We start from the raw sequence: 20786 nt of genomic DNA on the forward strand, positions 1-20786 counted from the left end.
CCACCCGTTCCATGAGTTGAGTGAAGGAGACGTGCCGCCGTGACGGTCGCCGTACAGACCACGCTCGCAACGCCCGCGCCGCGGCTGGGTGTTCGGAGCGTCACCGCCGTCCGGCATCTCGCCCGCGGCGGTCTGCTCACCCTCGCGGCCCTGCTGCTCGGCCTCACCGCGCAGCTGCTGTTCCTCAGCGGCTTCCAGGAACGAGCGGCGCAGCACGCCGCGTACGACTCGTTGCGCGCCCAACTGGCCCTGGGCACCGCCCCGGTGGCCCAGACCGACCAGGACGGCGCACTGCTCGCCCCCGGCACCCCGGTCGCGCTCATCGACATCCCCGCCCTCCACGTCCACCAGGTGGTCCTGGAGGGCACCGACTCCGGCGTCATGACCGACGGCCCCGGCCACCGCCGGGACACCCCGATGCCGGGGCAGGCCGGCACCAGCGTGCTGATGGGCCGCGCCGCCGCCTACGGGGGCCCCTTCGAGCACCTCGGCGACCTCGCCACCGGCGACACGTTCAGCGTGACCACCGGCCAGGGCAAGGCGAAGTACCAGGTCTTCGGTATCCGGCGCGCCGGTGACCCGGCGCCCGCCCCGCTCGACGCGGGCAAGGGCCGCATCGTCCTCCTCACCGCCACCGGACCGGACTTCATGCCCGGTGGAGTGCTGCGCGTCGACGCCGAGCTGGTCTCCGCGCCCGCCCAGACCCCGGCCGCGGTCATCCGCTCCGGCACGCTTCCCGAGGCCGAACAGCCGCTGGCCCGGCCCGGCGGAATGCCGTGGCCGCTGGTGATGTGGCTCCAGGCGCTGGTGGCCGTGGCGGTCGGCGCGGTGTGGGCCTGGCACCGCTGGGGCCGCCACCAGACCTGGATCGTGTTCGCGCCGGTCGTCGCCGTGCTCGGCCTCCAGGTCGCCACCCGCGCCACCGAACTGCTCCCGAACCTGATGTGAGACCACCGACCACCCCGGACCCCGACCCCGATCCGACCCTGTGCCGAGCCCGCCCCGTCCCGGTGACGTAGCCCAGCCCGACCCGACACCCCGCCGACCGGCCCCACCCCCGTGACCCAGCCGAGCCCGACCCGATCCCGCCATGAGGTGCCCGACGTGACCGATGCGACCGCCGCGCGTGACAGTGCCGCGACCGAGACCGCCCCGACCGACAGCGTGCCGGCCGCCACCGCCGGGACCGGCCGTGCGCCCGCCGCCACCGCCGTCATCGACCCGGGGACCGCCGTGGCCGACACCGTCGCGCTGCGGCCCGTCCCGTCGGACAGGACGCTCCCGGCCCGGCCGACGGCCGCCCCCGCGGAGCTCGACGCGCGCGAGGTGTCGGCCTGGTTCGGCAGCCACCTGGTGCTGGAGCGCGTCTCCCTCACCATGCCCGCCGGAGAGGTCACCGCCCTGATCGGCCCCTCCGGCTGCGGCAAGTCGACCTTCCTGCGCACCCTGAACCGGATGCACGAGCTGATCCCCTCCGCCGCGATGGCCGGCGAGGTGCTCTTCGACGGCGAGGACATCTACGCCCCCGAGCGGCGGCTGACCGAGGCCCGGCGCCGGATCGGCATGGTCTTCCAGAAGCCGAACCCGTTCCCGGCCATGTCGATCTACGACAACGTGGTCGCGGGCCTGCGTCTGACCGGCACGCGCACGGGCCGCCGGGAGAAGGACGAGCTCGTCGAGGAGAGCCTGACCCGGGCCGGCCTGTGGAAGGAAGTACGGGACCGGCTCCGCCAGCCCGGCGGCGCGCTCTCCGGCGGCCAGCAGCAGCGTCTGTGCATCGCCCGCGCGCTGGCCGTACGGCCCCAGGTGCTGCTGATGGACGAGCCGTGCTCGGCGCTCGACCCGACCTCGACCCGCCGCGTCGAGGAGACCATCCACGAGCTCGCCGGCGAGGTGACCGTCGTCATCGTCACCCACAACATGCAGCAGGCGGCCCGCGTCTCCCAGCAGTGTGCCTTCTTCCTCGCCGAGCAGGGCACCCCGGGCGGCATCGTCGAGCACGGCCCCACCACCGACATCTTCGGCACCCCCAAGGACCAGCGCACCGCGGACTACGTGGCGGGCCGCTTCGGCTGAGCCATCACCCGGCCGGTGCCCGGCCCGCGCACGGACCGCTCTCGCCCACCCCAGCCCGCGCCGGACCGCTCCCGCCGGACCGCTCCCGCCGGACCGCTTCCGCCGTGCCGCTTCCGCCGTGCCGGGCCCGCCCGTGCCGGGCCCGCCCGTGCCGGGTGCCCGGCACGCGCGGGTGCCCGGCCCGTCCGTACGGCCCGTCCGTACCCCCGTCGCCCCCGTACCCCCGATACCCCTTCGCCCCCGTTCCCGGGCCGCGAGCACCCGCGGATCACGGAACGTGACGCGGCTGTCGCATGGCGGTGACGGTTTCGGAATCCGGTTGCGGTGTTGTGAGACTGTGGAGGCCGGACAGGGGAATGCGCTCGGTAGGCCGGGCGTTCCCTGGTGCACATCGGCGGGCGATCCCCGGCCGAGTCGGATCACAGCCGGTCACCTGGGCTCGCTCAAGATCCAAACGCCCGAAGAGCCGGGCGAGTCTACCCACCCTCGTAGCCGGTCATGCGCCGCGCGGTCAGATTTTCTTCCCCTAACGGGCTGAACTTTTGTTGATCGTGGGTCAGTTGGCCGCCCGATCGTCCTACCCTTCAAAGGGTGAACCAACTGATGTCCCGAGAGTCCGAGGCCGATCTCCCCGGGGAGCCGCTGCTCCCGGGCGCGCTGCCCGAGGCACTGCGCGCCGAACTCGTGGCGTTCCGTCGCGACTTGCACATGCACCCGGAGCTGGGCAACCAGGAGTTCCGCACCACCGCGGCGATCAAGGCGCGCTTGGAGCGGGCGGGCCTGAAGCCGCGTGTCCTCGCCATCGGGACCGGCCTCATCTGTGACATCGGGGACGCGGACGACGTACGCCCCATGCTGGCGCTGCGCGCCGACATCGACGCGCTGCCCATCCCGGACACGAAGAGTGACTGCGCGTACCGCTCGACGGTGCCCGACCGCGCCCACGCCTGCGGCCACGACGTCCATACGACGGTCGTGCTCGGCGCCGGTCTCGTCCTCGCGGGCCTGCACGCGCAGGGCCTGCTGCCCCGGCGCGTCCGGCTGATCTTCCAGCCCGCGGAGGAGGTGCTGCCCGGCGGCGCCCCGGACGCGATCGAGTCGGGCGTGCTCGAAGGGGTCGGGCGGATCGTCGGCGTGCACTGCGATCCGAGGGTCGACGCGGGGCGCATCGGACTGCGGCACGGCGCCATCACCTCGGCGTGCGACCGGCTGGAAGTGTCCCTGGACGGCGCGGGCGGCCACACCGCGCGCCCCCACCTCACCACCGACCTCGTCACCGCCGCCGCGCGGGTCGTGACCGACGTGCCGGCGCTCGTCGCCCGGCGGGTGGACGCCCGCAGCGGGCTCGCGGTGACCTGGGGACGTATCGAGTCGGGACACGCCTGCAACGTGATCCCGCAGCACGCCGAGCTGTCCGGCACGATCCGCTGCCTGGACCTCGACGCCTGGCGGGCCGCGCCCGACCTCGTCCACGCGGCCATCGACGAGATCGCGAACCTCTACCGCGCCAAGTCCGAGATCAACTACATCCGGGGCGTTCCGCCGGTCGTCAACGACCCGGCCGTCACCGACCTGCTCCGCGACGCGATGACCGCCCGGCGCGGCGCGCACTCCATCGAGGACACCGAGCAGAGCCTCGGCGGCGAGGACTTCTCCTGGTACCTGGAGCACGTGCCCGGCGCGATGGCCCGGCTCGGTGTGCGCCCGCCGGGCGACCGCACCGTCCGTGACCTGCACCGGGGCGACTTCGACGCGGACGAGCACGCGATCACGGTCGGCGTGGAGATGTTCACGGCGGCGGCCCTGCTGGACGAGGGCCGGTCCTAGGGCCTGTCCGGCGCCTCCTGGACGGGGACCTGCCCTGGCGGGTCCGCTGTGGCAGGCCCGGCCGGTCGGCTGTGGCAGGCGCGGCCGGTCGGCTGTGGCAGGCGCGGCCGGTCGACTCCGGTCGCGCCCCCGGACCCCCGGCAGTAGCGTGGTCCCCAGTCATTCCAACAGTCACTCTATGGAGCAGGAACCACCCGCTCCGTCACATGGGTTCCGCTTTCCGGACACACCGCGTGATGGTCGTGGAGGGTGCTGCATCCCGAAACGTGCCTTTCGGTCGCGTGGTTCACAAGGACGTAACCGGCCATCGGCACGAATGGATAACGGCCAGGCGGAACCCCGTTCCCTGGACGGTCTACGCGCGTTAATGTGCGCCGAACTCAGCACCCACTGCGGGGCTTTGGAGAATGGGGAGCTTCAGATGCGTCGGATAGCCAGCCTGACCCGCGTCGCGGTGGGGGTCGCGTCGCTCGCACTCGCCGCCACGGCCTGCGGCGGCACCAGTACCAGCAGCAACAGCAACAGCACCGGCAGCGCGAGCGGCGGCGCCAAGGGCCTCGCCATCGCGTACGACGTCGGCGGCAAGGGCGACCAGTCCTTCAACGACGCCGCGTTCGCCGGACTGGAGAAGGCGAAGAAGGAGTTCGGCTACCAGACGGCCGACGTCGAGCCCACCGACAACGAGACGGACGCCGACAAGCAGCAGCGTCTGGAGTCGCTGGCCAAGCAGGGCTACAACCCGGTCATCGGCATCGGCTTCGCCTACGGCCCCGCGCTGGAGAAGGCCGCCGCGAAGTTCCCGAAGACCAGCTTCGGCATCGTGGACTCGGTCGTCCCGGGCAAGAACGTGGCTTCCCTGGTCTTCGCCGAGCAGGAGTCCTCGTACCTCGCCGGTGTCGCGGCCGCCAAGGCCACCAAGAGCAACGTCGTCGGCTTCATCGGCGGTGTGGACGTTCCGCTGATCCACAAGTTCGAGGCCGGCTACACGCAGGGCGTCAAGGACACCAAGCCCGGTGTGAAGGTCCTCTCGCAGTACCTGACGCAGACCGCCGCCGAGGGTGGCTTCTCCAGCCCCGACAAGGGCAAGGCCGCCGCCGAGGGCCAGATCGAGAAGAAGGCCGACGTCCTCTACGCCGCGGCCGGTCTGTCCGGCCAGGGTGTCATCGAGGCCGCCTCCAAGGCGGGCGTGTGGGCGATCGGCGTCGACTCCGACCAGTACAAGCAGGCGGCGCTGGCGGCGTACAAGGACAAGATCCTGACCTCCGCGCTCAAGGACGTCGGCGGCGCGGTCTACACGCTGTCCAAGTCGGTCCATGACGGCTCGCCGCTGACCGGTACGCAGACCTTCGACCTCAAGGTCAACGGTGTCGGCCTGGCCGACAGCAACCCGAAGATGGCCCAGATCGCCGGTCTCACCGACGCCGTGGCCAAGGCCAAGGCGGCCATCGTCGCCGGCACCATCAAGGTCAAGACCAGCTAGGACGGGTCCTGGTCGCCGTGAACGGCGGGTGATCGCGGCGGGCCGGCCCCGCCACCTCCCCGCCGGTCGGGCGAACACGGCCGAAGCGCAGCGGAACGGGCGGGCACCCCAGGTGCCCGCCCGTTCCGCTGTCCGTTTCCGGGGTCACCCACCGCCACATTCCGTTGGTGATCGGCACGTCCCGATCGTCTGGGCCAGTGGCGTCGGGCACAGGCGCATAACAAGGTGGACAGAAGGGGTTTTCTAGTTGGTCTACGCGCGTTAATCTGCGGCGAAGCCAGCGCCGAAGCTGAACCGTCAGGCGCTGAACGACAGGAGCACAACTAATGCGCCGGGTTACCCGCATCGCGCTCGCAGGTACTGCGACCGCCTCTCTCGCCCTCGCTCTGTCCGCCTGTGGCGGCACCTCGACCTCCTCGTCCTCCACGGACTCCAAGGGCGGTCACAAGGGCCTCGCCATCGCGTACGACGTCGGCGGCAAGGGCGACCAGTCCTTCAACGACGCCGCGTTCGAGGGTCTGAAGAAGGCGAAGGCCGAGTTCAAGTACGCCACCGCCGACGTCGAGCCCACCGACGGTGAGACGGACGCGGACAAGACGCAGCGTCTGGTCTCGCTGGCCAAGCAGGGCTACAACCCGGTCATCGGCATCGGCTACTCCTACGGCCCGGCCGTCAAGGCCGCCGCGGCGAAGCTCCCGAACACCACCTTCGGCATCGTCGACGACTCCACCGTCACGGCGAAGAACGTCGCGGACCTGGTCTTCTCCGAGCAGGAGGCCTCCTACCTCGCTGGCGTCACCGCCGCCCTGTCCACCAAGACCGACACCGTCGGCTTCGTGGGCGGTGTGGACGTTCCGCTGATCCACAAGTTCGAGGCGGGCTTCGAGCAGGGTGTCAAGGACACCAAGCCCGGCGTCAAGGTCCTCTCGCAGTACCTGACGCAGACCGCCCAGGAGGGTGGCTTCGCCAGCCCCGACAAGGGCAAGACGGCCGCCGAGGGCCAGATCGAGAAGAAGGCCGACGTCGTCTACGCCGCGGCCGGTCTGTCCGGTCAGGGTGTCATCGAGGCCGCCTCCGCCAAGAAGGTCCTGGCCATCGGTGTCGACTCCGACCAGTACCTGCAGCAGGCGCTGGCCCAGTACAAGGACTCGATCCTGACCTCCGCCACGAAGGACGTCGCCAAGGCGGTGTACAACCTGGCGAAGTCGGTCGAGGACGGCAAGCCCGAGAGCGGTATCGTTCGGGGCGATCTGAAGTCCGGTGAGGTCGGCCTGGCCGATTCCAACCCGGCGTTCAAGAGCAACACCGCGATCCAGGACGCCGTCAAGGCCGCCCAGGAGAAGATCATCAGCGGTGCGATCAAGGTCAAGACCAGCTGACGAGAAGTACCTCAGGAGCAGCCAATGCGGTCCCGGGGAAGTTCGGGTGCGACGCTGTGCCGTCCGGCACGGAGAGACGCCTGTTCCGCCCCGGAGCCGCTTGGTAACCGCGGGGTTACGTCCGCTCAACGGGATGCGGGGAGTCTTGCTCCCCGTGTCCCGTTCTCGCGGCGCGTGGCCCCTTTCGTTGCCGTAGGGGCGCTACGCGCGTAGACGACCCCCTTTCCCTCAGGAGAGTGCGCCATCAACGCGTCCAGCAGCCCTCCGGCCGGCGCGGTCAACGGTCAGGCGACCGCTGTCGAACTCGCCGGGATCACCAAGCGATTCCCTGGCGTCGTGGCCAACCACGACATCCACCTCAGCGTCCGCAAGGGCACCGTGCACGCCCTCGTCGGCGAGAACGGCGCCGGCAAGTCGACGCTGATGAAGATTCTCTACGGCATGCAGAAGCCGGACGAGGGCACCATCGCCGTCGACGGCGAGCAGGTCACCTTCTCGTCGCCCGCGGACGCCATCGCCCGCGGCATCGGCATGGTCCACCAGCACTTCATGCTGGCCGACAACCTCACCGTCCTGGAGAACGTCGTCCTCGGCAGCGAGAAGCTGTACGGGATCGGCGCCAAGGCCCGCCGCAAGATCGTGGAGCTCTCCGAGCGCTACGGCCTCGGGGCCCGCCCGGACGTCCTCGTCGAGGAGCTCGGCGTCGCCGACCGGCAGCGCGTGGAGATCCTCAAGGTCCTCTACCGCGGCGCCCGCATCCTGATCCTGGACGAGCCCACCGCCGTCCTGGTGCCTCAGGAGGTCGACGCCCTCTTCGCCAACCTGCGCGAACTCAAGGCCGAGGGCCTGTCGGTCATCTTCATCTCGCACAAGCTGGGCGAGGTCCTCTCGGTCGCCGACGACATCACGGTCATCCGGCGCGGTACGACGGTCGGCACCGCCGTGCCGTCCGAGACGACCCCGCGTCAGCTCGCCGAGCTGATGGTCGGCAGCGAACTGCCGACCCCGGAGACCTCCGAGTCCACGGTCACCGACCGGGCCGTGATCGAGGTCGAGGACCTGACGGTCTTCGCCAAGGGCTCGGTGTCGATGGGCAAGGGCTCCGCGGCCCTCCTCATGGACGAGGTGGAGCGGGGCGCCGTACGGCTCGTGCTCGACCATGTCTCCTTCACCATCCACGCGGGTGAGGTGATGGGCATCGCCGGTGTCGAGGGCAACGGCCAGACCGAGCTCATCGACGCGCTGATCGGCCTGAAGGCCGCCGACTCCGGTGTCATCCGCTTCGCGGGCGACGACATCACCGGCCTGTCGACGCGCAAGCGCCGCGAGAGCGGCATCGGCTACATCCCCGAGGACCGCCACCGTCACGGCCTCCTCCTGGAAGCCCCCCTCTGGGAGAACCGCATCCTCGGCCATGTCACCGAGAGGCCCAACGCCAAGGGTTTCTGGATCGACATCAAGGGCGCCCAGCAGGACACGCGCCGCATCGTCGAGGAGTACGACGTCCGCACCCCGGGCATCGACGTCACCGCGGCCTCCCTGTCCGGCGGCAACCAGCAGAAGCTGATCGTCGGCCGCGAGATGAGCCACAAGCCGAAGTTCCTGATCGCCGCCCACCCCACCCGCGGTGTGGACGTCGGCGCGCAGGCGCAGATCTGGGACCAGATCCGCTCGGCGCGCCGCGAAGGGCTCGCCGTCCTGCTGATCTCCGCGGACCTGGACGAGCTGATCGGCCTGTCCGACACGCTCCGGGTGATCTACAACGGCAAGCTGGTCGCGGACGCCGACCCTGCCACCATCACCCCGGAGGAACTCGGCTCGGCCATGACCGGTGCCGCCTCCGGACACCTGGAGAACGAGGAGCTCGCCGAAGCGGCCGAGCTCGAAGAGCCCGCCGAGAACCCGGCGGACGCCCCGGAAGACGAGGCCCGCTGATGAAGAAGTTCGACAAGGAGCGCCTGCTCCTCGGGGTGGCCGGACCGGTCATCGCGCTCGTCGTCGCCGTGGCGCTGACCTCGATCGTGCTGCTCGCCTCGGGCAAGAGCCCGATCGAGCCGTACACGATCATGTTCCAGCAGGCGACGTACTCCGACATCCAGGTCCTGATCATCAACCAGGCCTCGCTGTACTACATCGCGGCGCTGGCGGTGGCCATCGGCTTCCGGATGAACCTGTTCAACATCGGTGTGGACGGCCAGTACCAGCTCGCCGCCATGATGGCCGCGATCGTCGGCGCGCACGTCGCGCTGCCGGCCGTGCTCCAGGTCCCGCTGCTGATGCTGACCGCCATCTGCACCGGCGCGTTCTGGGCCGGAATCGCCGGTGTCCTCAAGGTCACCCGCGGGGTCAGCGAGGTCGTCGCGACGATCATGCTCAACGCGATCGCGACCTCCGTCATCGCCTACCTGTGGCTGCCCGACGTCTTCGGCGTCAAGCTCGGCAACAACAACACCACCGGCGAGATGCACAAGTCCGGCTGGATTCCCGGGTTCAACATGGGTGACGCGGGCGAGATCTACGGCCTGGTCATCCTCGCCGTGGTCCTCGGCATCGGCTACTGGATCGTCCTCAACCGCACCCGCTTCGGCTTCGACCTGCGCGCCTCCGGCGCCTCCGAGTCCGCCGCCGCGGCCAGCGGTGTCGACCCCAAGCGCATGGTGCTCACCGCGATGCTGCTCTCCGGCGGCATCGCCGGACTCGCGGGTCTGCCGATCCTGCTCGGCGACACCCACACGTACAGCCTGAACTTCCCGGTCGGCATCGGCTTCCTCGGCATCGGTATCGCGCTGCTGGGCCGCAACAGCCCCGTCGGCATCGCGTTCGCGGCCCTGCTGTGGGCCTGGCTCGACAAGGCCTCGCCCGAGCTCGACTTCCACGGGTACGACAAGGAAATCGCGGTCATCATGCAGGGCCTGATCGTGATCGCGGTCGTGGTCTCGTACGAGGCCGTCCGCGAGTGGGGTCTGCGCCGCCAGCAGCGCCGCGTAGGCGCGGAAATCGCCGCGGGCAACGTCCTCGGCGCCACCGACAACACCGAGAAGGAGGTGGCTGGCCAGTGACCACCGCAACCGACGTCAACCAGCCCACGCAGCAGCCCGCGGCTCCCAGCGGCCGCCGGATGTCGCTTCCCGTCCTCCTGCTGGTGATCGCGGGCGCCCTGGCGCTGACCTCGATCGTTCGCATCATCACGGGCGCCGACGGCATCACCAACGTCAGCCAGATGTCGACCGCGCTCGAACTGGCCGTCCCGATCGGCCTGGCCGGTCTCGGCGGTCTGTGGGCCGAGCGCTCCGGCGTCGTCAACATCGGCCTCGAAGGCATGATGATCCTCGGCACCTGGTTCGGCGCCTGGGCCGGCTACCAGTGGGGCCCGTGGACCGGCCTCCTGGTCGGCGTCATCGGCGGCGCCGTCGGCGGTCTGCTGCACGCGATCATGACGGTCACCTTCAACGTCAACCACATCGTCTCCGGTGTGGCCATCAACATCCTGGCGCTCGGTGCCACCCGCTATCTCTCCCCGCTCGCCTTCGAGGGCGTCCCGGGCGGCTCGGCCAAGCAGTCCCCGCCGGTCGAATCGCTCGGCCAGTTCACCGTGCCAGGGCTCTCCGACTGGCTCACCACCCTGAACTCCAAGGGCTGGTTCTTCGTCTCGGACCTCGCGGGTCTGCTCGGCGGCCTGGTCACCGACGTCTCCTGGCTGACGCTGATCGCCGTAGCGCTGATCCCCGCCACCTGGTGGATCCTGTGGCGCACCCCGTTCGGTCTGCGCCTGCGGTCCTGCGGTGAGAACCCGATCGCGGCCGAGTCGCTCGGCGTGAACGTCTACAAGTACAAGTACATCGCCGTGATCATCTCCGGCGGTCTGGCCGGCCTCGGCGGTGTCTTCCTCTCCATCGTCGCCAACCCCTTCTACCTGGAGGGCCAGACCGCCGGCCGCGGCTACATCGGTCTCGCCGCGATGATCTTCGGCAACTGGATGCCCGGCGGACTCGCCCTGGGCGCGGTCCTGTTCGGCTACACCGACAGCCTCAACCTGCGCGGCGGCTCGGAGAACGTCCACGCCCTGCTGCTGCTCGGCGCCATGCTGCTCGGCATCGGCGCGATCTGGCTCGCGGTCAAGAAGAAGTACGTGTCCGCCGTCATCACCCTGGTCATCGGCGTCCTCGTCTTCCTCTGGTACTCCATGACCAACGAGGTGCCCAACCAGATCGTCTCCGCCACCCCGTACGTCATCACCCTGCTCGTCCTCTCGCTGTCGGCCCAGCGCCTGCGCATGCCGAAGGCGGACGGGCTGCCGTACCGGAAGGGACAGGGCAAGTGACCCCCGCCGGCGTGGAGTCCGCGGACGTCGACTGGGAGGAGCTGCGGGAGGTGGCCCGTACGGCGATGTCCCGCGCGTACGCCCCCTACTCGGAGTACCCGGTCGGCGCCGCCGCCCGCGTCGACGACGGCCGGATCATCTCCGGCTGCAACGTCGAGAACGCCTCCTACGGCCTCTCCCTGTGCGCCGAGTGCGGCCTCGTCTCGGAGCTGCACACCACCGGCGGCGGCCGGCTGACGCACTTCACGTGCGTCGACGGGCGGGGCGAGATCCTCGTCCCCTGCGGACGCTGCCGTCAGCTCCTGTTCGAGTTCGGCGGGGACGACCTGATCCTGGAGACGCCGGAGGGGCTCGTGTCCCTCGCCGAGATGCTGCCCCAGGCCTTCGGCCCCGGACATCTCACCAAGTAATGCCCCGCGGCCCCTCCTGATCGACCGATCCCAGGGAGGGGCCGCTCACTTTCGGAAGGAACGCCATGGCCATGGACGCCGTCTCCGTCATCCGCACCAAGCGGGACCGCGCCGAACTCAGCGATCCGCAGATCGACTGGGTCATCGACGCGTACACCCGCGGCGAGGTCGCCGACTACCAGATGGCCGCCCTCAACATGGCGATCCTGCTCAACGGCATGAACCGTCGTGAGATCGCCCGCTGGACGGCCGCGATGATCGCCTCGGGCGAGCGCATGGAGTTCTCGTCCCTGTCCCGCCCGACCGCCGACAAGCACTCCACGGGAGGCGTCGGCGACAAGATCACCCTTCCGCTGGCCCCGCTGGTCGCCGCCTGCGGTGCCGCCGTGCCGCAGCTCTCCGGGCGCGGCCTCGGCCACACCGGCGGCACCCTGGACAAGCTGGAGTCGATCCCGGGCTGGCGCGCGCTGCTGTCCAACGAGGAGATGCTGCACGTCCTCGACACCACCGGCGCGGTCATCTGCGCGGCCGGCGACGGACTCGCCCCCGCCGACAAGAAGCTCTACGCGCTCCGCGACGTCACCGGCACCGTCGAGGCCATCCCGCTCATCGCCTCCTCCATCATGTCCAAGAAGATCGCCGAGGGCACGGGCTCGCTGGTGCTGGACGTGAAGGTCGGCTCCGGCGCCTTCATGAAGACCATCGAGGACGCCCGCGAGCTGGCCTCCACGATGGTGGGCCTCGGCACCGACCACGGGGTGAAGACGGTCGCGCTGCTCACCGACATGTCGACGCCGCTCGGCCTGACCGCGGGCAACGCCCTGGAGGTCCGCGAGTCCGTCGAGGTCCTCGCCGGCGGCGGTCCGGCCGACGTCGTCGAGCTCACCATCGCCCTGGCGCGCGAGATGCTCGACGCGGCCGGAATCAAGGACGCCGACCCGGCGAAGGCGCTCGCCGACGGCTCCGCGATGGACGTGTGGCGCCGCATGATCGCCGCGCAGGGCGGTGACCCGGACGCCGCGCTGCCCGTCGCCCGGGAGCAGCACGTCGTGACCGCCCCGGCCTCCGGCGTGCTGACCCGTCTCGACGCGTACGACATCGGGATCGCCGCCTGGCGCCTCGGCGCCGGACGCGCCCGCAAGGAGGACCCGGTGCAGGCCGGCGCGGGTGTCGAGCTGCACGCCAAGCCGGGCGACACGGTGACGGCGGGCCAGCCCCTGATGACCCTCCACACGGACACCCCGGACCGCTTCGAATACGCGCTCCAGGGAGTCGAGGGCTCCTACGACATCGCGCCGGCGGGCACGGACTTCAAGGCCACCCCGATCGTGCTGGACCGCATCGCCTGACCTGCGGTTTCCTCCTTCGGATGAACGGGACCGGTGGACCTCCACCGGTCCCGTTCGGCATGCTGCACTCGGTGACGCACCGATAGGAGGCCGTCATGAGCGCACTCACCGTGAGCCAGGACCCCGAGCAGAGCTGGGACGACCTCGTCCGGTTCCGGGAGGAGATGGAATGGCCCGAGGGCAGCAAGGTGGAGATCATCGAGGGGATCATCACCGTGTCACCTGCTCCCGCCTACCGCCACAACGTGATCGCGGCTCGCATCCAGCGTCGCCTCTACTCCGTGATTCCTGAGGACTGGGGGGTCTTCCAGACACTGGCCATCGCCGTGCCGTCCCGCCTGGGCATGCTCATCCCGGACATCGTGGTCGCTCCGGTGCCTCTGTGCGCCGACACGGACACCCACATTCCGGCCGCGCTCGCCGAACTGGTCGTCGAGGTCACCTCGAAGACCAACGCCCGCCACGACCGCGTCAGCAAGCCCGCCGCCTATGCCGCCGCGGGCATCCCGCTCTACCTCCTCGTCGACCGCTGGGCACCCGACCGTCCCACCGTGACCCTCTTCGGGGACCCCGAGGGCGATGTCTACCGCCCCTCAGCACCGCCAAGTTCGGCGAGCCCGTCAAGCTGCCCGCGCCCTTCGACCTCGTCATCGACACCGGCGAATTCCCCGAGGACTGAGCGGGTTCCCCGGGCGCGGAGCGCGGGCCGGGGCCTGAGTCACCCGAGGACCACCGCCACCACGACGAGTACCGGCACCGAGGCCATGGCCCAGGCCGTGGCCGGTCCAGCGACTCCAGCGATGCGTAGGGCATGCATCCAGCCCGAGACGGAGGAGCGGGCGGCGCGGGTCCATGTGAGCCGTCGCGCCGCGCGCGATGACGCCTCGCGTCGCCGCGGGTGATCCCCGCACCGCCCGCGATGAGTTCCGTGCCCCTGGCCGGTCTACTGACTGTGGATTCCGCGACACCGGCCGTACTCGTGCTGCCAGGACTCGTCACCCGGGACGAGGTGCCCCGGCTCTGTGAGGCCGTCCGAGCCCACCTCGGGGTGGCCGGGGGCGGGGTCGTGGTCTGCGATGTCGCCGGACTCGGGCCGCCCGGCCTCGCCGCCGTCGAGGCGCTGGCGCGCATGGAGCTGGCGGCCCGCCGGGCAGGAGGCCGGATACGCCTGCACGGCCCGGACCCGGCGCTGCGCGCCCTACTCGACCTGGTCGGCCTCCGCTTCGAGACCTCCGACAGCTCCGGGGCCACCGGGTCCGGCGACTCCTCCGGTTGCACCGGCTCCCCGGGCTCCGAGGGCCTCCGCGTCCGCGGGTCCGTCGAGGTGGAGGGGGAGCCCGAAGAGCGGGAACCAGCGGGCCGTGTCCAGGAAGCAGTGGAACCCGGTGATGCGGCCCTTTGAGATCTCCAGCGCCTGCACCGCCCAGGGAGTGTAGCCACCCGTCTCCTCGTCCGGCTTGTACTGGGCGAACCCCGGCAGACCGTTCACCTCGACCGGGACCAGGCACGAGTCGGCGCAGGCGGCGCCCAGCGTCGTCATGAAACCGGTGATGTCCTCCGGGCCGCGCAGCCACAGGTCGAACGGCGGCATCGTCATGATCGCGTCCTCGTGCAGGAGCGCCGTCAGAGCCGTCATGTCGTACCCCTCGAACGCCGCCACATAGCGCTCCAGGAGCTTCTGCTGCTCCTCGTCGAGCGGGTCGGAGGTGGCGGCGTCCGCGCCCGCCCCGGCGTTCTCCGCGAGGGTGGCGCGGGCTCGCTGGAGCGCGCTGTTGACCGACGCGACCGTGGTGCCGAGCAGCTCGGCCACCTCGCTCGCCTTCCACGCGAGGACCTCGCGCAGGATGAGGACCGCGCGCTGCTTGGGCGGCAACTGCTGGAGCGCCGCCATGAAGGCGAGGCGCACCGACTCCTTGGCGACCGCCGCCTCCGCCGGATCACCGGCCGCAGGCAGGACACGGGCGTCCGGCACCGGCTCCAGCCAGGTGTTGTCCGGGCGCGGGGTGAGCGCCGCCTGGGCCAGCGGGGAGGGAGCCGTGAGATCCATCGGACGAGCCCTTCGATTGCCCGCGTTGAGCATGTCCAGGCACACGTTCGTCGCGATCCGGTACAGCCAGGACCGCATCGAGGAGCGGCCCTCGAACTTGTCGTAGCTGCGCCAGGCCCGGACCATCGTGTCCTGCACCGCGTCCTCGGCCTCGAAGGACGAACCGAGCATCCGGTAGCAGTACCCGGTCAGCTCGACGCGGTGCTTCTCCAGCCGGACGTCCAGGTCCGCGGTTGTCGCCGTACCCTCGCTCATGGCCAACCCACCCCTGTGGCTGTTTCCGTTCAGCGCGTCATTGCGCCGGCACTTCGGAAGCTACCGCAGCCCACTGACAATGGCGTGCGGAGCGGGGAAAGGTGCAGCTCAAAGGGGGTGTGTCGGAGGGGTTCCGGGATCAGTGGGCGAGTGCCGGACCGCGGCGGGACGCGGTGCGGGCCGCGTGGGAGCCGAACAGGGTGATGGTGACGACGCCCAGCACCGCGAACAGCCCCATGGCCACCGTGCCCGCCCAGCCCCCGGCGTGGAAGGCGACCGCGCCGAGCGTGCTGCCGGCGCTGGAGCCGATGTAGTAGGCGGACTGGTAGAGGGCCGACGCCTGCGCCCGCCCCTTCTTCGCGGTGTGGCTCACCGACGACGAGGCGACCGCGTGGCCCGCGAAGAATCCCGCCGTGATCAGGACCAGGCCGAGCAGGACCAGCGCCACCGAGTGGCCGAGGGTCAGGAGCAGACCGGCGGTCGTGGTGCCGCCCGCCAGATAGAGGGAGCCGCGGCGTCCGACGCGGCCGGCCAGACGCCCCGCCGTCGACGCCGACACCGTGCCGACGAGATAGACCAGGAAGATCGAGCCGACGATGCCCTGCGGGAGCGAGAAGGGAGCTTCGCTGAGCCGGTAGCCGATGACCGTGTAGACCCCGCCGAACACCATCATGAACAGCGCGCCGATCGCGTACAGCCGGCACAGCAGCGGGTTCGCGAGATGGTCGCGCACCGTGCGGGCCAGCACCCGGGGCCGCAGCGAACCGCGCGCGAAGTGCCGCGGCGCCGGAAGCAGCAGCCGGAAGGCCACCGCGCAGACCACGGCGATCAGCCCGATCGTGCCCACGGCCACCCGCCAGCCCCACTCCTGCGCGACCCAGCCGGTGATGACCCGTCCGCTCATCCCGCCGACGCTGTTGCCCGCGACGAACAGACCGATCGCGGTGATCAGCGCCTTGGGGCGGACCTCCTCCGCCAGATACGCCGTCGCCGACGCGGGAAGCCCCGCGAGTGCCGCGCCCTGCACCGCCCGCAGCGCCACCAGCGCGCCGATCGAGGGCGCGAAGGGGACCAGCAGACCGACCGTGACCGCCACTGCCAGGGACGCCGTCATCAACGTACGCCGTCCGAAACGCTCCGACAGCGCGCTCATCGGGAGGACGAACAGCGCCAGCCCGCCGGTCGCGGCCGACACCGTCCAGCTCGCCTCGCTCGCGCTCACCCCGAAGTCCGAGGAGACCAGCGGGAGCAGGGCCTGGGTGGAGTAGAGGAGCGCGAAGGTCGCGACGCCCGCGAGGAAGAGCGCGAAGCTCATCCGGCGGTAGCCGGGCCCGCCGGGGGCCATACGGGAGTCGGCGACAGGAGCGGAGTCGACGACGGAGAGGGAAGCGGCGGCGGGGGTGGAGGCGGCGGGGACGGAGGCGGCGGCGCCCACGGTGGTGGACGCCCCGGTACTGGCGGAAGGCATGCCTCGAACCTAGGGACACGCCGTTCATCCGTCCAATGCATGGAATCGCCATAATCGATCCCATGGCGCATCAGCAGAGGTCAGAGGCTCACCTGTCACCGTTCAGTGACACAGAAGACAGCGCGCACTTCTCGAGGCTGCTCGCCCCACGCCTCGCGTACTTCGCCGGAGTCGCCCGCACCGAGCACGTCACCCGGGCCGCGGAGCAGATGGGGGTCCCGCAGTCGACGCTGTCGCGGGCCATGGTCCGGCTCGAACAGGACCTGGGGGTCGACCTGTTCGCGCGGCGCGGCCGGACGGTGTCCCTGACCCCGGCGGGCCGTACCTTCCTCTCCTCCGTGGAGCGCGCCCTCGCCGAGGTCGAACGCGCCGCCGACGAGGTGCGCGCGGACGCCGATCCGGCCACCGGCAAGGTCGCGTTCGGCTTCCTGCACACGATGGGCTCGGAGACCGTGCCGGGGCTGATCCGCGCGTTCCGCGCCGACCATCCGCGGGTCCGCTTCAGCCTCGTGCAGAACTACGGGGAGGCGATGCTGGAGCGGCTGCGCTCGGGGGAACTGGACCTGTGTCTCACCTCGCCGGTCCCGGACGCGCCCGATCTGGTGGGCCGCCGGCTCGACGAGCAGAAGCTGCGCCTGGTCGTGCCCGCCGACCACCCGCTCGCCGCCCGCAGGCGCGTCCGCCTGGCCGAGGCCGCCGACGAGACCTTCGTGACCCTGGAACCCGGTTACGGGATGCGGCGGATCACCGACGACCTCTGCCAGGAGGCGGGGTTCCGGCCCCGCATCGCCTTCGAGGGGGAGGAGGCGGAGACGCTCCGGGGCCTCGTCGCCGCCGGACTCGGCGTCGCCCTGCTGCCGCCACCGGCCGTCGCCCGCCCGGGAGTTGTCGAACTCACGGTCACCGCCCCGCGCGCCGTGCGGGAGATCGGCGTCGCCTGGCTCGACGGCCACCCGGACACCCCGCCGGTGGCCGCCTTCAAGAAGTTCCTGCTGTCCCGCCGCGGCCACCTGCTGCCCGACTGACCCGCCGGGCGGCCCATCCTCGGGGCCGCCGCCACGCCTTGCCCGGGTGGCCGCTGCCCGCCGCCCGCCCCGTTCGCGCCTGCCCTGCCCCGTCCGCTGCTGTCTGCCCCGCCTCGTCGGCTGCCCGCCCGGGCGCGCCGTCGGCTGACCGGCGGAACCGCTACCGCCTCGGAGTCCGGAAGCACGGCGGACCCGCTACCGCCGCAGCGACTGTCCGAAGCCCGCCGCGAGGGGCATCCGCAGGCCCAGGGGCGGCGGTGCGGCGAAGGCGTCCTCGACCGGGCGGGAGAAGGAGTGCCTGAACAGCGCGCCCAGCACGAAGTCCTCCGCGAGGGCGAGGACTTCGTGCCGGTGCTGGTGCAGCGCGTGCCCGTCCGAGTGGACCTCGAAGCGGCAGATGCCGCGGTTGGCCTTCTTCGCCCGTGCCGCGAGCCGGAAGGACAACTCCGGGTCGGTGCGCTCGTCGTTGGTGCCGTGCACGATCAGCACGCGCCGCCCGGCCAGTTGTTTCACCGGTTCGGGTGGCGCGGCGACATCGTCCTCGGGCAGCCAGGGCGCCAGCGCCAGCACGGAGTTGACGGCCGGGTGGCCGCCGGCGCGCAGCGCCGCCCGGCCGCCCATGTCGATGCCGGCCAGACACACGGGGACGTCGCCGTAGCGGCGGACGATCTCGTCCGCGGCCCAGGACGCGTCGGCCGCGAGATGGGCCTCGCTGCCGTTCCAGCCCCGGACGCGGTAGTGCACCACGTGGGTGACCAGGCCTTCCGCGCGTCCGGCGCGGGTCAGCCTGCGCCCCAACGCCCGTACGGAGGCGGTCGCCATCATGGGGGAGGGTCTTCGGGCCGAGGTCTCGTCGCCGCCCGGCAGCAGCAGAACAACTCCGCTGACCGCCGTCGGCTCCGGGCCGAGCGCCCTCCCCAGCCGGGCCCTGCGAACCGGCGTCGCTTGCTGTGCCATGACAGAACAGTGTCAGAAGCAACGGTGTACGCCACCCGTCCGCACGGTCACCGTTACGTATCGACGGATTCGTACAACAGGAGATCTACGCGCGTAGGGGCTAGAGTGCGAAAATGACGAGCCAGATCCGGAACACCCCGAGCTCGGAGCAGATCCGCCGGGCGCCCAAGGTCCTGCTGCACGATCACCTCGACGGGGGACTGCGCCCCGGCACGATCGTCGAACTCGCCCGCGAAACGGGCTACTCGAACCTCCCCGAGACCGATCCCGGCAAGCTCGGGCTGTGGTTCCGTGAGGCCGCCGACTCCGGTTCGCTGGAGCGGTACCTGGAGACCTTCGCCCACACCTGTGCCGTCATGCAGACCCGCGAGGCCCTGGTGCGGGTCGCCGCCGAGTGCGCCGAGGACCTCGCCGAGGACGGGGTCGTCTACGCCGAGGTGCGGTACGCGCCCGAACAGCACCTGGAGGGCGGGCTCAGCCTCGAAGAGGTCGTCGAGGCCGTCAACGAGGGCTTCCGGGAAGGGGAACGGCTGGCCCGGGAGAACGGCCACCGCATCCGCGTCGGCGCCCTGCTCACCGCGATGCGGCACGCGGCCCGCGCCCTGGAGATCGCCGAACTCGCGAACCGCTACCGCGACTCGGGCGTCGTCGGCTTCGACATCGCGGGCGCCGAGGCCGGCTTCCCGCCCACCCGGCACCTCGACGCCTTCGAGTACCTGAAGCGCGAGAACAACCACTTCACGATCCACGCCGGCGAGGCCTTCGGTCTGCCGTCCATCTGGCAGGCCCTGCAGTGGTGCGGCGCCGACCGGCTCGGGCACGGCGTCCGCATCATCGACGACATCGAGGTGCGCGAGGACGGCTCGGTGCGGCTCGGGCGGCTCGCGTCGTACGTCCGGGACAAGCGCATCCCCCTGGAGCTGTGCCCCAGTTCCAATCTCCAGACCGGCGCCGCCGACTCGTACGCGGCCCACCCCATCGGGCTGCTGCGCCGGCTGCATTTCCGCGCCACGGTCAATACCGACAACAGATTGATGTCGGGTACGAGCATGAGCCAGGAATTCGAGCACCTTGTCGAAGCGTTCGGTTATTCGCTCGACGACATGCAGTGGTTCTCGGTCAATGCTATGAAGTCAGCATTCATTCCTTTCGATGAACGACTGGCCATGATCAATGACGTGATCAAGCCCGGATATGCAGAACTGAAGTCCGAATGGCTGTTCCAGCAGACCGCCTCCACCAGCGGTTCTGTAGAAGATCAGGTCTGATCCGAGGGGATGGAAATCGGCCGGGTCTTCACTTGTTCTCCATGACTCGGCCGCTTTTCGATGTTTGCGGAGGGCGGGTTTGCGTGTTTACGGTTTTGGACCGCTCACATCCCCGTCACCCATCCCAAGGACGCACTCACGATGAAGCAGTCTGCTGCCAAGACCCTCGGTGTCGCCGCTCTCGGCGCCGCTTTCGCCGCTGTCGGCGCGGGCGCCGCGAACGCCGCCCCGGCCGTGCCGGACGCCTCCTCGGCCCTGGACACCGTCACCAGGACGCTGCCCGCCGAGAACGTCAGCTCGGCGCTGCCCGGCGCCGCTCAGGCACTCGCCCAGGGCCAGAGCGCCGTCGGCACCGGAGTGGTCGCCGCGAAGCCCGCCGCCGCGCGTCTCCTCGCCGACAGGCAGGCCGCGCCCATGGTCGGCCTGCTCGGGGGGATGCCGCTGCAGGGGCTGCCCACGCACGGTCTGCCCGTGAACGGGATTCCGCTGGGCTGACGCGCCCCGTCCCCGTCGGACGGAGGTCCCCCGCCTGTCCGAGCCCGGGGCCTTCCGGCCGTACGGAACGCAGGCACTGCGGCCGTACGAACGCCGGTGGGGCGCACCTCTCGTCGGGTGCGCCCCACCGGCGTTCGCCGTGTGCCCGCCGTGCCCGCCCGGATCACCAGGCGTTGCGGGAGGCGTCGTCCTCGGAGGGGAAGAGGATCCACAGCACTATGTAGAGCAGGAACTGCGGGCCGGGAAGCAGGCAGGACAGGACGAAGACGACACGCATCGTCGTGGCGGAGGTGCCGAAGCGCCGTGCCAGCGCAGCACAGACTCCGCCGATCATGCGGCCGTTCGTGGGGCGGGCAAGGGCGGTCATGGTGGCTCCTTCGCGAACCGTCGTCGAATGCCGGCGGGGCCGGTCTCGTCGTCCTCATCGAT

Annotated in this window: 17 protein-coding genes and 2 pseudogenes; 15 read left to right on the forward strand and 4 right to left on the reverse strand. The window is 70.8% G+C overall.

The window, feature by feature from the left end; genetic code table 11:
- Window positions 1-39: 39 nt before the first annotated feature.
- From ACIQRL_RS18790 to ACIQRL_RS18845, 12 genes and pseudogenes are all read left to right on the forward strand, one after another.
- Window positions 40-948, forward strand: coding sequence for a sortase (locus ACIQRL_RS18790; RefSeq protein WP_401332583.1), 909 nt, complete (start codon window positions 40-42; stop codon window positions 946-948).
- A 303-nt stretch (window positions 949-1251) separates the two neighbouring features.
- Window positions 1252-2076, forward strand: coding sequence for a phosphate ABC transporter ATP-binding protein PstB (gene pstB, locus ACIQRL_RS18795; RefSeq protein ID WP_401333335.1), 825 nt, complete (start codon window positions 1252-1254; stop codon window positions 2074-2076).
- A gap of 603 nt (window positions 2077-2679) precedes the next feature.
- Window positions 2680-3903, forward strand: a complete 1224-nt coding sequence (locus ACIQRL_RS18800) for a M20 family metallopeptidase (protein ID WP_401333338.1) — start codon at window positions 2680-2682, stop codon at window positions 3901-3903.
- 421 nt (window positions 3904-4324) lie between these two features.
- Window positions 4325-5383: a BMP family protein gene (locus tag ACIQRL_RS18805; RefSeq protein ID WP_401332585.1), complete on the forward strand. Its 1059-nt coding sequence runs from the start codon at window positions 4325-4327 to the stop codon at window positions 5381-5383.
- 326 nt (window positions 5384-5709) lie between these two features.
- A complete protein-coding gene (locus tag ACIQRL_RS18810) occupies window positions 5710-6762 on the forward strand; it encodes a BMP family protein (protein ID WP_401332587.1) in 1053 nt (350 codons plus the stop codon).
- Window positions 6763-7005: 243 nt separating this feature from the next.
- Entirely contained in the window at window positions 7006-8697 is a 1692-nt protein-coding gene (locus tag ACIQRL_RS18815) for an ABC transporter ATP-binding protein (RefSeq protein WP_401333341.1), read from the forward strand.
- Complete coding sequence (locus ACIQRL_RS18820) at window positions 8697-9821, forward strand: ABC transporter permease (RefSeq protein ID WP_401332588.1); 1125 nt, start codon at window positions 8697-8699, stop codon at window positions 9819-9821. Before ACIQRL_RS18815 ends, ACIQRL_RS18820 begins: the two co-directional genes overlap by 1 nt.
- The gene (locus ACIQRL_RS18825) at window positions 9818-11083 is read left to right on the forward strand and encodes an ABC transporter permease (RefSeq protein ID WP_401332590.1); all 1266 of its coding nucleotides are present in this window, start codon (window positions 9818-9820) and stop codon (window positions 11081-11083) included. The genes ACIQRL_RS18820 and ACIQRL_RS18825 overlap by 4 nt, the downstream gene beginning before the upstream one ends.
- Window positions 11080-11493: a cytidine deaminase gene (locus ACIQRL_RS18830; protein ID WP_401332594.1), complete on the forward strand. Its 414-nt coding sequence runs from the start codon at window positions 11080-11082 to the stop codon at window positions 11491-11493. Before ACIQRL_RS18825 ends, ACIQRL_RS18830 begins: the two co-directional genes overlap by 4 nt.
- Window positions 11494-11558: 65 nt before the next feature.
- Window positions 11559-12842 carry a thymidine phosphorylase gene (locus ACIQRL_RS18835; RefSeq protein WP_401332596.1) on the forward strand — a complete coding sequence of 428 codons (1284 nt, stop codon included), beginning with the start codon at window positions 11559-11561 and terminating at the stop codon, window positions 12840-12842.
- Between the two features lie 95 nt (window positions 12843-12937).
- Window positions 12938-13521 (forward strand): annotated as a pseudogene (locus ACIQRL_RS18840) (Uma2 family endonuclease).
- A 240-nt stretch (window positions 13522-13761) separates the two neighbouring features.
- Window positions 13762-14001, forward strand: a pseudogene (locus tag ACIQRL_RS18845) (STAS domain-containing protein); the annotation flags it as partial.
- A 39-nt stretch (window positions 14002-14040) separates the two neighbouring features.
- Here ACIQRL_RS18845 and ACIQRL_RS18850 read toward each other — a convergent pair.
- Window positions 14041-15144 carry a sigma-70 family RNA polymerase sigma factor gene (locus ACIQRL_RS18850; RefSeq protein ID WP_401332598.1) on the reverse strand — a complete coding sequence of 368 codons (1104 nt, stop codon included), beginning with the start codon at window positions 15142-15144 and terminating at the stop codon, window positions 14041-14043.
- A 139-nt stretch (window positions 15145-15283) separates the two neighbouring features.
- Window positions 15284-16612 carry an MFS transporter gene (locus ACIQRL_RS18855; protein WP_401332600.1) on the reverse strand — a complete coding sequence of 443 codons (1329 nt, stop codon included), beginning with the start codon at window positions 16610-16612 and terminating at the stop codon, window positions 15284-15286.
- A gap of 62 nt (window positions 16613-16674) precedes the next feature.
- Here ACIQRL_RS18855 and ACIQRL_RS18860 point away from each other — a divergent pair, with 62 nt between their 5' ends.
- A complete protein-coding gene (locus ACIQRL_RS18860; protein ID WP_401332602.1) occupies window positions 16675-17637 on the forward strand; it encodes a LysR substrate-binding domain-containing protein in 963 nt (320 codons plus the stop codon).
- A 195-nt stretch (window positions 17638-17832) separates the two neighbouring features.
- On the opposite strand, the gene ACIQRL_RS18865 is transcribed toward ACIQRL_RS18860, so the two are convergent.
- Window positions 17833-18594, reverse strand: a complete 762-nt coding sequence (locus tag ACIQRL_RS18865) for an alpha/beta hydrolase (protein ID WP_401332604.1) — start codon at window positions 18592-18594, stop codon at window positions 17833-17835.
- Between the two features lie 113 nt (window positions 18595-18707).
- Between ACIQRL_RS18865 and ACIQRL_RS18870 the strand changes: the two genes are divergently transcribed.
- Window positions 18708-19862, forward strand: coding sequence for an adenosine deaminase (locus tag ACIQRL_RS18870; protein ID WP_401332606.1), 1155 nt, complete (start codon window positions 18708-18710; stop codon window positions 19860-19862).
- Between the two features lie 141 nt (window positions 19863-20003).
- The gene (locus ACIQRL_RS18875; protein WP_401332608.1) at window positions 20004-20357 is read left to right on the forward strand and encodes an ATP-binding protein; all 354 of its coding nucleotides are present in this window, start codon (window positions 20004-20006) and stop codon (window positions 20355-20357) included.
- A gap of 163 nt (window positions 20358-20520) precedes the next feature.
- On the opposite strand, the gene ACIQRL_RS18880 is transcribed toward ACIQRL_RS18875, so the two are convergent.
- Entirely contained in the window at window positions 20521-20724 is a 204-nt protein-coding gene (locus ACIQRL_RS18880; protein ID WP_401332609.1) for a PspC domain-containing protein, read from the reverse strand.
- Window positions 20725-20786: the final 62 nt, after the last annotated feature.

It is taken from the genome of Streptomyces sp. NPDC091209 (assembly GCF_044757755.1).
GTDB lineage: Bacteria > Actinomycetota > Actinomycetes > Streptomycetales > Streptomycetaceae > Streptomyces.

Excerpts from the sequence above, each read along its gene's own strand:
- ACIQRL_RS18800 (WP_401333338.1), top strand. The coding sequence starts at position 2,680 with ATGTCCCGAGAGTCCGAGGCCGATCTCCCCGGGGAGCCGCTGCTCCCG.
- ACIQRL_RS18805 (WP_401332585.1), top strand. The coding sequence starts at position 4,325 with ATGCGTCGGATAGCCAGCCTGACCCGCGTCGCGGTGGGGGTCGCGTCG.
- ACIQRL_RS18810 (WP_401332587.1), top strand. The coding sequence starts at position 5,710 with ATGCGCCGGGTTACCCGCATCGCGCTCGCAGGTACTGCGACCGCCTCT.
- ACIQRL_RS18820 (WP_401332588.1), top strand. The coding sequence starts at position 8,697 with ATGAAGAAGTTCGACAAGGAGCGCCTGCTCCTCGGGGTGGCCGGACCG.
- ACIQRL_RS18835 (WP_401332596.1), top strand. The coding sequence starts at position 11,559 with ATGGCCATGGACGCCGTCTCCGTCATCCGCACCAAGCGGGACCGCGCC.
- ACIQRL_RS18850 (WP_401332598.1), bottom strand. The coding sequence starts at position 15,144 with ATGAGCGAGGGTACGGCGACAACCGCGGACCTGGACGTCCGGCTGGAG.
- ACIQRL_RS18855 (WP_401332600.1), bottom strand. The coding sequence starts at position 16,612 with ATGCCTTCCGCCAGTACCGGGGCGTCCACCACCGTGGGCGCCGCCGCC.
- ACIQRL_RS18860 (WP_401332602.1), top strand. The coding sequence starts at position 16,675 with ATGGCGCATCAGCAGAGGTCAGAGGCTCACCTGTCACCGTTCAGTGAC.
- ACIQRL_RS18865 (WP_401332604.1), bottom strand. The coding sequence starts at position 18,594 with ATGGCACAGCAAGCGACGCCGGTTCGCAGGGCCCGGCTGGGGAGGGCG.
- ACIQRL_RS18870 (WP_401332606.1), top strand. The coding sequence starts at position 18,708 with ATGACGAGCCAGATCCGGAACACCCCGAGCTCGGAGCAGATCCGCCGG.
- ACIQRL_RS18875 (WP_401332608.1), top strand. The coding sequence starts at position 20,004 with ATGAAGCAGTCTGCTGCCAAGACCCTCGGTGTCGCCGCTCTCGGCGCC.
- ACIQRL_RS18880 (WP_401332609.1), bottom strand. The coding sequence starts at position 20,724 with ATGACCGCCCTTGCCCGCCCCACGAACGGCCGCATGATCGGCGGAGTC.